Genomic DNA, 12,981 nt, shown 5'->3' on the forward strand with positions numbered 1-12,981 from the left:
TTTATGAGCCGCCGCGATTCGCGCCGACGTACTTCTTAAAATACTTTTTGCCCGAGCGTAACTGCGCGCTCTGGTTTCAAAAAAACTACTCCGCCAAGAGCGCTCTCTGCCCCAAGCATCAGTACCTCTGAGGCAAAACCTGCGATATTTCGTGTGCCCAGATTGACAACGCAGACTACATATTCGCCAAGTAACTTTTCTTCCGTATAAAGCTGGGTGTATTGGGCGCTGGTTGTTTTCACACCTAACTCGCCAAAATCGATCCAGAACTTATAGGCCGGCTTCTTGGCCTTTTCATTAATTTCAATTTTTATGACTTGGCCGATACGCATATCGACGCTGGAAAATGCTTCATACGGCGTCATACATCACTCCTGACATTAAACAACGAGCCAAATCATGATCAAGCTCCATTTGATTCGACGCTTGAGCCGCGCCTGGATCCCGCGTAACGCACATCCTGCCGGAAGCTTAGCGCTGGATATGAGCCTCTCTACGCGACTACGGAAATCCGTTTAACGTTTTACAATGATAGGAAGTGTGAAACTGCTAATCCACCTATCAAAAGCAGTATGAATTTGGCTGTCTGTCGGAGGTTTCGAAGGAGAAACATTGCGCTCGGGGTCTCCGTTAGGGAGCTCTGATCAGCCGTAGGGTGTTTACCTCCGTCGTTTTTTGTCGAGCTGGGCGCGTGAATGATCGTCGCATCGACGATAGTGCCCTGGCGCAGGGAAAGGCCTTCTTCCTACAAATGACCGTTGATGACGGCAAGTATTGCAGGGGCCAACTCATGCTTTTCCAGCAAGTACCAGAAGTTCATCATCGTGGTGTCTTCGGGGATCGGTGCGCTCAGGGTCAGGCTTGCAAACTGGCGCATGGGGGGGGTGATTTCATACTGTGCTCCTCCATGGCCGGGTCGTTCAGTGAGAACCCGTTTTGCAGCAGATGAATGTGTGACATGGATCAAGCGGATAGGGTTTGCGACCGCCGTCAGCCTTCGGGTCGAACATTGCTTGTATGCAGGTCTTCTCCTAAAAGAGGCTTAGCATAAAAAAGCCCAGGTCGAATTCTCTCCCTGGGCTTTTTTATCGTTTGTGTTAGCTATTTGCGTTCTGGTGGGGACGCACTGGTGTCCATGACTTGGACACGCTGCGGCGCTTAACAAGTAATCCGGTGCAGACAACCAAGGCTGCCAGTCCCGCGGTGGCCAAAACTTCACCTTGGTGGGCGGGGAGTGTCAGCATCAAACCCAGAGCTCCTACGATAAACACGATCACGGCCCAGGTAAGACCAGGATAGAGCCACATCTTGAATTCAAGGGTGTGCCCGTGCGATACCAGTTTCTTCCGCATCCGTAACTGAGAGATCGCGATCACCAAGTAAACGAGTAATGCCACTGCGCCAGAAGTCGCTAGAAGAAAGGAAAACAATCTCTCGGGGGCGAAGTAGTTGATTATCGTAGTAAAGCATCCAATGGCGGTGCTGGCGATCACAGCATAACGGGGAACTTTAGCAAGCGTAGTGACCTTCAGAATGCCTGGGGCTTCTCCTCTTTTTGCCAAGGAAAAAAGCATACGTGAAGCAGTGTAGATCGCAGAATTCAGACAGCTGGCAACAGCAATCAGTACAACTATATCAACGATGAATTTTGCGTTAGGGATTTGGAGATATTCTAGAGCGCGCTGATACGAACCTACGGCTGCCAATGCTGGGTCATTCCACGGGACGATAGATACGATCATGAAAATCGACACAATGTAGAACAAACCAATACGCCAGATCACCGAGTTTGTGGCTCGCGCGATTTGCTTGCTTGGATTATGGGACTCCGCAGCGGCGATGGTTACGATCTCTGTGCCCATGAAACTGAACATTGTGGTAAGGAGCGCGCCCAGTACCGGGCCGTATCCATTGGGGGCAAAACCACCATTGACGCTTATTAGTGCTCCAATACCACTAACTTCCCGGTTCGGCAGTCCACCGACCAAAGCTACCGCGCACACGATAATAAAGGTGATGATTGCCAGTACCTTGGCCAATGCAAACCAAAATTCAAATTCACCGTAGCGAGCCACACTATAGAGGTTCGAAAGCGTTAGGCCACACGTAACTGTTAGCGCGAAGATCCAGGTATCAATCGTTGGAAACCAGCTATGCAAAATTGCAGCGGCTGCGATTGCTTCCAGTGGAATGACAAGCACCCAGAACCACCAATACAGCCAGCCAATTGTGAAGCCTGCCCAAGGGGCTATGGCCCGACTAGCATAGGTGGAGAAGGAGCCGGTATCAGGCGATGCGACTGCCATCTCACCAAGCATTCGCATGACTAATACGACTAAAGTTCCTGCTGCAAGGTAGGAGATAAGAACTGCCGGGCCTGCAGCTGCGATGGCATGGCCTGATCCTACGAATAAACCCGCCCCAATGACCCCAGCTATGGAAAGCATTGTGACATGCCTCTGTTTTAGCCCAGGAGCAAGTGATGTGCCTCCTTGTCCTTCAGAACCGCTCGATTTGTATATTTTTGACATATGTTCACCCGTTTTTTTTATTAGGCAGGTAGTTAAAGAGTTGTCTACGTCAGGCGAAAGCACTTTTTGTTATCTGTGCCTGCTCCTGTAGATACGAGCTCGCCCCCCCCGATCAAATATCTGGGAAGTGGCACGGTTGGGCGTGCTTAAGATGTTTATTGTGGGATTTTGACTACGCCTCGTTCATTTTTGTATTCCAGATGTAAACGAAAGGAGCTTTGTTGATCGCTCAGGCTCCTCGCGCAGCGTTGTGCGACTTGATTGTGGCTTGGGATATAGGGTCGAGAATTGAGGTGGTTTTTTCTTCAAACACCAGGTGCCAATACTAGGAAGCGCTGTCCTATGCTGAATAGGACGAATCTTGGCTAGGGGCTGGGCTGCCAAGGGGGCAAGCCGTCATCTGCGACGAGGAAAAAACGGATACGGTTGCCCTTTAGGACAGACGTAGATAGGAGAGATTTTCCAGCATTGGGGAAGGTTTGATTTTTCACCGCCTCAGGATTTCAAAAAAAGCCCACTGAAAGACGAGCCGACTAAGGTGCATCGAATAGAAGATTAGGGGGGAGGGGGATTGTTCGTATGTAAGGTAGGAGGTCTACCTTGTTTAGACCTGTCATGAGCAGGTAGTGGTGCCGCAACACGCTGTTTAAAGTGAAGTGCTTAATAGTCCATTGACCGCTCTGCCCAGCGTTCTCTGATCTCAGCCAACACAGCCCACTAAGGCCCGCTTAATGACCAAGTACGTCCCTTACAAGCCGGATTTGAATGCGCTTATCACTCTGCGTGAGCAACTGACGTCGCTGACAACCGCAGAAGTGCGCTTTGATTCTGGCACGCGCGCGATCTACGCCTCTGAAGCCTCAAACTACCGCCAACTTCCCATTGGCGTGGTCATCCCGCGCACTCTGGACGACATGGTCAAAACAGTTGAGCTTTGCAGAGCCGCTGGTCTCCCCATTCTTCCGCGAGGGGCTGGCACATCAATGTGCGGGCAGTCAGTCAATGCGGCGGTAATCATCGACGCATCTAAATACCTTTCAAAAATCGAGTTAATTGATTCGGAAAACCGCGTAGCCAGGGTCGAGCCAGGTGTGATTTGCGATCAGTTGAAAACGGCTGCCAGCCGGTCTGGCCTGACTTTTGGGCCTGATCCCGCCACGCATAGTCGGTGCACCTTGGGCGGGATGATTGGCAATAACTCCTGCGGCGCGCACTCGGTGATGGCGGGCAAAACCGTCGAAAACGTGGAGCGTCTGGAGATCCTCACTTACGACGGCGCGAGATTCTGGGTAGGGCCAACGGACGAGGCGACCTATCGTGAACATTTGCAGGCAGGCGGTCAGCGGGCGGAGATCGTCAGATCTCTAAAGGCTTTGGTCGACCGATATGAAGACGAAATCCGTCAAGGATTCCCAAAGCTCAAACGTCGGGTTTCCGGCTACAACCTCGATCAGCTGCTACCTGAAAACGGCTTCAACATTGCCCGTGCGTTGGTAGGGGTTGAAGGAACATGCGTAACGGTACTGCGCGCAGAAACACGGTTGGTGGAGAATCCGCGTCATCGTGTGTTGGTGGTGCTTGGCTATTCGGATATTTTCCTGGCAGCCGACTCTGTACCTCAGCTATTGCCACTGTCCCCCATTGCCATGGAAGGGCTCGATGAAGGCATCATCGGTGGATTACGTGAGCGCGGCTTGAAGCTCGACGACATCGCGGAACTGCCGACGGGGGCAGCATGGCTGATGATTGAATTCGGCGGGGGCTCGCCCGAGGAGGCTGCTGCAGCTGCTCGTCGAGTTATCGACATTAGCGATTCACTCCCCGGTTCCCCGGCTAGTCGCCTAATCACTGACAGTGTTTTGATGAACCGGATTTGGACAATTAGGGAGACGGGCGCCTCTGCAACGTCACTGGGGCTAGACCCAAGCCAACCAGACCCTGTGGTGGGCTGGGAAGATGCGGCGGTGGAACCAGAACTGTTGGGAGCCTATCTGCGTGAATTCTCTGCCGTTGTCGCCAGCTACGGTTACAAGACCAATCTCTATGGCCATTTCGGTGACGGATGTATTCACTCTCGAATTACTTTTGATTTGAAGTCCCAAGAAGGGCTTGATACCTGGCGTGCGTTTCTCGACGAAGCTGCTCACCTGGTGGTGAAGTACGGCGGATCACTCTCGGGAGAGCATGGCGATGGGCAAGCGAAGGGAGAGTACCTGCACATCATGTACTCTCCGGCGATCATGCAGGCGTTCTCCGAGTTCAAGCGCATTTGGGATCCGCTGAACCGGATGAACCCCGGCAAGCTGATAGACGCAATGCCCGTCGACAGCCATTTGCGAATGGGCCCTGACTATGAACGTCGGCACATACCCAGTCTATTTACGTATGACAAACGTCTCGGCGACCAAGGACTGGCGAGAGAGTCGGAGCGCTGCATTGGCATGGGTAAATGCCGCTCGCTAGAAGGTGGAACCATGTGTCCAAGCTTTCGTGCAACACGCGAAGAGCGTTACTCGACAAGGGGACGAGCGCGCCTGTTTTTCGAACTGCTCAAGGGTGAGGTTATTGAGGATCAGTGGGACAGCGCGGAGGTTAAAGACTCGTTGGATATGTGCCTGGGCTGTAAGGGTTGCAAATCAGACTGCCCGACCCATGTCGATATAGCCCGCTACAAAGCCGAATTCCTGCATCGTCATTATGCCAAGCGGCGCCGCTCTCTGATGGATGCAATGATTGGTCGCATCGGTGAGTGGTTACCGTTGGTTGGCAAAGTTTCTCCCATCCTCAATTTTGCGATGACCAATAAGCCGTTCCGTGTCATCGGTGGTTATTTTGGCCTAGCACCTTCGGTCAAGTTCCCCGCCATCGCGAGTTGTAGTTTTCGCGCAGGGGACACAGCCAAGCGGCTGATGAAACGGAAATCTGAGCCAATGAGTCAAGACGTTCTGCTCTGGGTCGACAGCTTCAACAATGGCTTCACTCCGCAGGTGCTTGAAGCAGGCGTTGAGGTGCTGGAGAAACTGGGCTTTAACGTTTTGCTCATGAAAAAACACATCTGCTGCGGAAGACCCTATTACGACGTTGGGATGCTCGATGAAGCCAAGCGCAACCTTAGCGGGATCCTGTCTCAGCTTGAACCCGCTTTGGTCGCGAAAATCCCGGTGATTGTTTTGGAGCCAAGCTGCCTATCAGTCTTTCGTGACGAGATGCCAGGGCTGTTTCCGGACGATGAGCGGGCGAGCCAGCTACGCTCGTCAATCATGACCTTAAGCGAGTTTATTCAGAGTCGGGGACTGCCTCTGCCCAGCCTTGCCAAAGATGTGCACATTCATGGCCATTGCCATCAAAAGGCTTGCGGCGGAATGGGTGCAGAGCAATCACTACTCGACAAGCTCGGCAATAGCGGCCGCATCCTGCCCACAGGCTGTTGTGGCGTTGCAGGAGCCTACGCATACCACACCAAAACGGCTCCGATAGCCCAAACCATAGGTATGAACGAGTTCAAACCACACTTGGACAAGCTTTCCGCAGAAGCTGACGTGGTCGCAGACGGGTTCAGTTGCCGAGGGCAAATTAAGAAAGTGAGTGGCCGCGATCCAATACACTTGGCTCAGTTACTGGCCAAACTGATGCGCTGAATTTGGTTGAAGCCGTTGATGAGCTTAACGTAGGGAGGCCTTTCAGAGGCTTTCCTACTTTCAAGGAACAATTCGTTCACCCTTCACTCGTGGACAAACAATGAAATTATCTACCGCACTAGAGCAGACCGTTCTGCGACAAGCTACCGTCGTGGCGGGAGCCAATGGGCTGGATCGGAAAATCGGTTGGGTTCACATCATCGATCACCCAGATATCACCCAGTGGTTGAAGAAGGGCGATCTGCTGTTGACCTCAGGCTATAACTGGCCACAGGACGATGAAGCCAGCAGAGTACTGGTGCGCACGCTCAACGAACTTGGCCTGGCCGGCGTCATACTGGCCGTGCCTCATTTTCGCGAGCATTTCTCTAAAGCCACTATTGCCGAAGCGGAACAATGCAACTTCCCGCTTCTGGAACTCCCATGGGAGGTGCCTTTTAGTGAAATCACCCAAGAAATTCTGGCCAAGATCATTAATTTACAAACCGAGATTATTCAACGCTCGGACTTAATCCATCGCAAATTGACTAAGGCTGCAATCGAAGCCGATAACCTCGATAGTCTAGGCAGTGCGCTGGCCAGCGCTCTGGAGGTCTCTGCCCTCGTTGTCTCGGCTTCTGGGGATATTCTCAGCAGGCACAACATAGACACCAATGAACAGTTCGAACGGGAGCTGATTGCCAAGTTCATAGCTGAGCGCCCCCTTGAACACCGCTTTGATGAGTCCCAAACCTTGTCGATCGTCCTGCCCGGTGTCCAACCACGGTTCAGGCTTGGTTGCGCGATCTGGCTACAAGGAGAGGTCGCCGGCATTGTCTGGCTCGAAAGTCCGACAGATCAGTTTGAAGAGTTGCATTCCCGTGCGCTTGAACACTCCGCAGTTATTGCCGCCCTTCATCTTTCTCACCAGCGAGAATTGTTGGATCAGGAAACTCGCTTAGGGCACGCCCTGGTTGCAGGTCTGCTGGAGGGCAAGTTTCCGGAGACGCCCAGTGCTATTGAGCGAGCTCTGGTCTCAGGCTGGAGCGAAACTCGTGATTACAGGATCTGTTTGGTGTTGATCGACGAACCCATCCCTCTCAGCTTGGAAGGCTTCAAAAGACGTAAAGAAAAAACGGCTCGAATTTTCAACTTAATGGTTTCGAACAGTATCTCGCCACTAATCTCCGTTTCGCTCAACCAAATCAGCTTCATAATCCCCGCAACGCTTGCGCCGGAAACGATCTGGAAGCAGATACGCCATGAAGGTGGTGCGATGGCTGTGAGCCGTACTCATCGGGGCGTCTCGGGCATGGCTCAAGGGGCCGAAGACGTCGCAGCCTTGGTGCCGTTATTGCGTCCAGGGCGCCTACATGTTTTCAATGAGGTCTTGTTTCCCCGTGCCTTGATGGGAGATAAAGAAGCTAGAGCAATGCTCCTCCAGCGTCTAATCGAACCACTGGCAAATCGAAAAAACGGCACGATGTTACTGGAAACAATCTGTGCTCTTTCGAGCGAAGGGTTCCAACTTGCCAATACAGCAAAAGCTCTGGATGTGCATATCAGTACCTTGCGCTACCGCTTAGCCCGCATAGAAAAGCTCTTGGATCTCTCTTTTGAAAATCCAGAGTCGCGGTTTCAAATTCAGGTAGCTGCGGAGATGTATCGACTGGAGCACGACGAATGAGCGATTCGTGTGTGACTCCCGCTTGAAACAAGAGGAGCAGATTGCCTGCTCCTCTCCTTTACTCACTGAGCTTAGTGCCCACCCAGGTAAGCGTTGCGCACCTCATCATTCACCAGCAGTTCCTGGCCGGTACCTGTCATCCGGATTTGACCATTGACCATTACATAGGCGCGATCAGATAACTTCAAAGCGTGGTTGGCGTTCTGCTCGACCAAAAATATAGTCATGCCTGATTTCGCAAGCTCACGCAGTATCTGAAAGATCTGTTTGACCACGATTGGAGCTAATCCCAAGCTTGGTTCGTCCAGCAGTAACAACTTCGGGCGGCTCATCAGCGCTCGGGCAATGGCGAGCATTTGTTGCTCCCCCCCCGACATGGTCATGGCGCGTTGATGTCGGCGCTCCTTCAGGCGGGGAAACAGGTCGAACATGCGCTGCATGTCCTCACTGGCGTTCTTGTCGCCAATGGGGATCGTCCCCATCATCAGGTTTTCTTCGACGGTCATGTCGGGGAACACCCGCCGACCCTCGGGCGACTGGGCGATGCCATTGGACGCAATGTAGTGAGAGGACTTTGCAGCGATGTCGGTACCCTGATAAAGAATCTGTCCGCTGCTAATTCTTGGCTGGCCGAAGATCGACATCAACAATGTAGATTTACCTGCTCCGTTGGAGCCGATCAGGCTAACTGTCTCGCCCTCATTGATCTGCAGAGACACCTTTTTTAGAGCATGGACAGGCCCGTAAAAGACGTCAATTTCTTTCAATTCTAGAATTGATTTTTTCATACCAGTTCCTCTTCATCCGCACCCAGATAGGCCGCGATTACCCTTGGGTCATTACGGATTTTTTCAGGCCCGCCGGAGGCGATAACATTCCCGTGGTCGAGTACGACAATGTCGTCGGAGATGCCCATGACCATCCCCATGTCATGCTCAATCAGCACGATGGTCATGTCATGTTCATCGCGCAGTAAACGGATCATGCCGCTTAGCGCCTCAGTTTCTTGAGGGTTAAGTCCCGCAGCAGGTTCATCCAGGCAAATGACTTGAGGGCGCGTGCACATGGCCCGAGCGATTTCGAGGCGGCGTTGTTGCCCGTAGGAGAGCTCACCCGCTAAGCGGTTAGCGCAATCCACCAGATCCACTACTTCAAGCCAATAGAAGGCAGTGTTGAGGGCATCTTCCTCGGCTTTTCTATAAGCCTTGGTGTTGAGAATGCCCGCCAACATATTGCGATTGACCCACATGTGTTGGGCAACAAGCAGATTTTCTACTACCGACATTTCCTTGAATAGGCGGATATTTTGAAACGTTCGAGCCAGCCCCGCGCGGTTAATAAGGTGGGTGCCACCGAACATTTTGTAGTACAGGCGACTGAAGAAACTCTTCGGAGACACAAAGTCTAGGGGCTTGAAGGGCTCACCTAAAAGCTGGATAACATTGGTGCTCTTTTCGCGTGTATTGAGCTTTATCTGCCCGCCGGTGGCCTTGTAGAAGCCAGTGAGGCAGTTAAAAACGGTGGTTTTGCCAGCACCGTTGGGGCCTATCAATGCAAAAATGGAGTTACGGCGCACCTTTAAACTGACGTCGCTTAAGGCCTTGATGCCGCCGAAATGCATCATCAGATTGTCAACCGAAAGGATAATTTCGTTTCTCATGATGCAACTCCTTTACGCGGAACTACGCCGGTACGGCTCACACGAATCAGGCCTCGGGGCTTCCAGATCATCATCAGTACCATCAAGACACCAAACAGCAGGACTCGGTACTCGGAGAAGCTTCTCAACAGCTCCGGTGCTACCGTCAACACGAATGCCGCAATGACCACACCCACTGTTGAACCCATCCCGCCCAAAACTACGATAGCCAAAATCAGCGCCGATTCAAAAAAGGTAAAGGAGGTCGGGTTCACAAAGCCTTGATAAGTGGCGAAAAAGACACCTGCCAAGCCTGCGGTGGAAGCACCGAGAGTGAAGGCCGAAAGTTTCACAAGTACATGGTTCAATCCCATGGCGCGGCAGGCAATCTCGTCTTCGCGTAGCGCTTCCCAGGCTCTCCCAACGGGCATGCGCGTAAGTCGATGCTTGATGTAAAGCACGGCCAATACAGCCAAAAACAGCACGCCGTAAATGAAGATGAATTTCAGGCTCGGGTTATAAGCAATGCCAAGGAATTCATGAATAGGGATACCGCCTTCCTTTGCCTTACGCCCAAACTCCAAACCAAAAAAGGTTGGTAGTGGTGCGGGAAGACCGTTCGGCCCTCCAGTAAGAGACAGCCAGTTGTTGAGGACTAAGCGGATGATTTCACCGAAGCCCAAGGTGACGATTGCCAAATAATCTCCATGCATGCGCAGTACCGGGAAACCCAATATGCATCCGGCCAACGCCGCAGCAATGGCAGCCAATGGCAGCACAGACCAGAAGCCCAGCCCCAAGTATTGATACCCAAGTGCCAAGCCGTACGCTCCAATGGCGTAAAACGCGACGTAACCAAGGTCAAGCAACCCAGCCAAGCCGACCACGATGTTCAGTCCTAACCCTAGCAATACATAGATCAGGCCCAGGATCACGATTCCTAACAGGTAGGGGTTGGCAAATTGCGGGAAGATAGCTGCGATGACAATCGTCACTGGTATGACCCAGCGCAATGCCGACTTATGGCCCGGTGCCAGAACATGCACACCAGCGCCCCCGCGTTCGAGTCCCTGAGACATTCTGATGCCGATGGGCGTCTGCAGCAGAAGGCTGATGAGGAAGCGTCCGATCATGACCGCTCCCACAATCCAAGCAACGCGGCTGGGTTCCAGCTCGAAGCTATAACCTTGCAAAACAACTCCGACGATGGGGCCGAATACGATCAAGGCCAGTAGCCCAGCGAGCACCGCATCAATCAGGCTTTTTTTGATTACTTTGGGTTTGTTTTTAGCGGCAGACATAGTTATACCTTCGCCACAAGTGGACGACCCAGCAGGCCTTGGGGACGGAAAATTAGGATCAGTACTAGCAATGCGAAGCTAAAGACGTCCTTGTAGTCGGAGTTAACCAGTCCGGCGAACAGCGACTCTGAAACCCCTAGAATGACGCCACCGAGCATAGCCCCTGGTAGAGATCCGATACCTCCCAAGACGGCAGCAGTGAAAGCTTTGATACCAATGATGAAGCCGGCATAGAAGTCGAAAGTGCCAAAGTTAACCGTGATCAGCACGCCGGCTAAAGCTGCCATAGCTGCGCCGATAACAAACACATAGGAAATCACCCTATCCGTGTTGATTCCGAGGATTGAAGCCATTTTTCGGTCTTGCTGGGTCGCCCGACACATGCGCCCGAGCTTGGTGAATTTGATGATGTAGGTCAGCGCCGCCATGCCCACAAATGCAGCAACCAGAATGAATATCTTGGTATAGGTGATCTGGACAAAATCAGAACCGATATCTAGGTGCACACCACCTGCAAGCAATGTTGGAATCCCTTGCTGGTTGGGGCCCTGCGCAATTTGTGCGTAGTTTTGCAGGATCAGAGAAATGCCGATGGCGCTGATAAGCGGCGCCAGACGTGTCGAGTTACGCAGGGGCTTATAGGCCACGCGTTCGATAACAAAGCCATAGACTCCTGTTACAACAATGGTGAATGCCAGTGTCCCGAGTATCAGGAAGGGAAAGGACTCAACGCCGAAGTACGATAAAACAGCCAAACCAATAGCGGCCAAATAGGCGGAGATCATATACACATCGCCATGGGCGAAATTGATCATCCCGATGATGCCGTAAACCATGGTGTAACCAATGGCTATCAGTCCATAGACCGAGCCAAGGGTCAGACCATTTATTATTTGCTGAAGGAAGAAAACATCCACGATCAATTCTCCGAACAAGGATGAGCCCGCATGAGACACGGGCTTCGGACGCGAAGGGAATTACAACTGTCGGTAGTGACCGTTGGCATCCCACTGGTACATCACGTACGGGGAATCCTTGAGATCGCCTTTGCTGTCCCAGCTCTTGGATCCGAGGATCGTATTCACGGGATGAGATCTCAGCCACTGGCTAGCCTTGTCTCCATCAGTGGTTCCAGCGCCTGTGAATGCTGCCGCAAGCGCTTGCATCGAGGCATACGAAAACAGCGTATAACCTTCTGGCTCGAAACCAGCGGCACGCATTTTAGTAACTACATCTTTGCCCGCAGCTGAATCACGCGGATCCGCGTAGAAAGTCATCAGCAAATCTTTTGTATATTGAGGGCCACCTGCCGTGACTACGAGTTGGTCAGTCACGACGCAATCTCCAGAAATAAATTTGGCATTCACTCCCTGCTCGCGGAGCTGACGTACCAGGGGGCCGGCTTCCGGATGGCAACCGCCGAAATAGACAACTTCTGGGTTGACCTGCCGTAGTTTAGTGACAAGAGAGCTGAAATCTTTCTCCCCCCGGGTAAGACCTTCATAGAGCACAACATCAACGCCCGACGCCTTGAGTTTAGTCTTGGTCATATCGGCAAGCCCTTGCCCATATGTGTCTTTATCGTGGATGACAGCGACCTTTTTCGATTTCAGTGTATCTACGATGTAACGGGCAGCTACTTCGCCTTGCTGATCATCGCGTCCACACATACGGAACATTGTGGATAATCCCGATTCGGTTAATGCCGGTGCGGAGGAAGCTGGCGTGATGGCGAGGATTTGAGCTTCATCATAAACTTTGGAAGCCGGGATGGTTGATGATGAACAGTAGTGGCCAATCACGCCAACAACTCCCTCTGCAGTCACCAGTTGTTTGGCTGCTGAAACCGCTTGTTTCGGCTCGCAGGCATCATCGCCTTTAACCAATACAACTTTCTCTCCATTAATGCCGCCAGCACCGTTAATGTCTACCGCTGCTTGTGTCGCACCTCGCCACATTTGTTCGCCGAATGCCGCATTCGGCCCGGTATGCGGGCCCGCGACACCAATTTTTATGTCGGCGACAGCCGCTGTCGAAGCCAAAGCAACTGCCAACATGCAGCATGAGCGAAACCTAAAATTTTTCTGCGTTTTCATATGACTGCTCCATTGTTATTAATGTAATAAGCTAATAGTTTCAGGCGCACCTACTCCGTGGAAGTGATTTTCCATTTTGGTGTTACTTGAAAAAATTATCGACTTTTTAG

The 12,981-nt window shown here is 52.1% G+C and carries 9 protein-coding genes and 1 pseudogene; 2 read left to right on the forward strand and 8 right to left on the reverse strand.

The window, feature by feature from the left end:
* Positions 1-35: 35 nt before the first annotated feature.
* The 3 genes and pseudogenes from AC1DIG_RS09195 to gabP form a co-directional block, all read right to left on the reverse strand.
* On the reverse strand, positions 36-365 hold the full coding sequence (locus AC1DIG_RS09195; RefSeq protein ID WP_477767049.1) for a tRNA-binding protein: 330 nt from the start codon (positions 363-365) through the stop codon (positions 36-38).
* Between the two features lie 293 nt (positions 366-658).
* A pseudogene (locus AC1DIG_RS09200) lies at positions 659-1,001 on the reverse strand (transposase); the annotation flags it as partial.
* A 96-nt stretch (positions 1,002-1,097) separates the two neighbouring features.
* Positions 1,098-2,531: a GABA permease gene (gene gabP / locus AC1DIG_RS09205; RefSeq protein WP_477767050.1), complete on the reverse strand. Its 1,434-nt coding sequence runs from the start codon at positions 2,529-2,531 to the stop codon at positions 1,098-1,100.
* Positions 2,532-3,262: 731 nt separating this feature from the next.
* Between gabP and AC1DIG_RS09210 the strand changes: the two genes are divergently transcribed.
* Both AC1DIG_RS09210 and AC1DIG_RS09215 read left to right on the forward strand, forming a co-directional pair.
* Positions 3,263-6,169: an FAD-binding and (Fe-S)-binding domain-containing protein gene (locus AC1DIG_RS09210; protein ID WP_477767051.1), complete on the forward strand. Its 2,907-nt coding sequence runs from the start codon at positions 3,263-3,265 to the stop codon at positions 6,167-6,169.
* Between the two features lie 100 nt (positions 6,170-6,269).
* Positions 6,270-7,835, forward strand: coding sequence for a PucR family transcriptional regulator (locus AC1DIG_RS09215; RefSeq protein ID WP_477767052.1), 1,566 nt, complete (start codon positions 6,270-6,272; stop codon positions 7,833-7,835).
* A gap of 71 nt (positions 7,836-7,906) precedes the next feature.
* Here AC1DIG_RS09215 and AC1DIG_RS09220 read toward each other — a convergent pair whose 3' ends face one another.
* The 5 genes from AC1DIG_RS09220 to AC1DIG_RS09240 are packed head-to-tail and all read right to left on the reverse strand — an operon-like array spanning position 7,907 to position 12,871.
* Positions 7,907-8,623, reverse strand: coding sequence for an ABC transporter ATP-binding protein (locus AC1DIG_RS09220; RefSeq protein WP_477767053.1), 717 nt, complete (start codon positions 8,621-8,623; stop codon positions 7,907-7,909).
* Entirely contained in the window at positions 8,620-9,495 is an 876-nt protein-coding gene (locus tag AC1DIG_RS09225; RefSeq protein ID WP_477767054.1) for an ATP-binding cassette domain-containing protein, read from the reverse strand. Before AC1DIG_RS09225 ends, AC1DIG_RS09220 begins: the two co-directional genes overlap by 4 nt.
* Positions 9,492-10,775 (reverse strand): high-affinity branched-chain amino acid ABC transporter permease LivM, encoded by a 1,284-nt coding sequence (gene livM / locus AC1DIG_RS09230; RefSeq protein ID WP_477767055.1) that lies wholly within the window; start codon positions 10,773-10,775, stop codon positions 9,492-9,494. Before livM ends, AC1DIG_RS09225 begins: the two co-directional genes overlap by 4 nt.
* 2 nt (positions 10,776-10,777) lie before the next feature.
* Positions 10,778-11,692 carry an ABC transporter permease subunit gene (locus AC1DIG_RS09235; protein WP_477767056.1) on the reverse strand — a complete coding sequence of 305 codons (915 nt, stop codon included), beginning with the start codon at positions 11,690-11,692 and terminating at the stop codon, positions 10,778-10,780.
* A 60-nt stretch (positions 11,693-11,752) separates the two neighbouring features.
* On the reverse strand, positions 11,753-12,871 hold the full coding sequence (locus AC1DIG_RS09240) for a branched-chain amino acid ABC transporter substrate-binding protein (RefSeq protein ID WP_477767057.1): 1,119 nt from the start codon (positions 12,869-12,871) through the stop codon (positions 11,753-11,755).
* Positions 12,872-12,981 lie beyond the last annotated feature (110 nt).

Source organism: Pseudomonas sp. 05N431 (assembly GCF_056397005.1).

Bases quoted from the DNA above. Each gene is read 5' to 3' on its own strand.
- AC1DIG_RS09195 (WP_477767049.1), bottom strand. From the start codon at position 365: ATGACGCCGTATGAAGCATTTTCCAGCGTCGATATGCGTATCGGCCAA.
- gabP (WP_477767050.1), bottom strand. From the start codon at position 2,531: ATGTCAAAAATATACAAATCGAGCGGTTCTGAAGGACAAGGAGGCACA.
- AC1DIG_RS09210 (WP_477767051.1), top strand. From the start codon at position 3,263: ATGACCAAGTACGTCCCTTACAAGCCGGATTTGAATGCGCTTATCACT.
- AC1DIG_RS09215 (WP_477767052.1), top strand. From the start codon at position 6,270: ATGAAATTATCTACCGCACTAGAGCAGACCGTTCTGCGACAAGCTACC.
- AC1DIG_RS09220 (WP_477767053.1), bottom strand. From the start codon at position 8,623: ATGAAAAAATCAATTCTAGAATTGAAAGAAATTGACGTCTTTTACGGG.
- AC1DIG_RS09225 (WP_477767054.1), bottom strand. From the start codon at position 9,495: ATGAGAAACGAAATTATCCTTTCGGTTGACAATCTGATGATGCATTTC.
- livM (WP_477767055.1), bottom strand. From the start codon at position 10,775: ATGTCTGCCGCTAAAAACAAACCCAAAGTAATCAAAAAAAGCCTGATT.
- AC1DIG_RS09240 (WP_477767057.1), bottom strand. From the start codon at position 12,871: ATGAAAACGCAGAAAAATTTTAGGTTTCGCTCATGCTGCATGTTGGCA.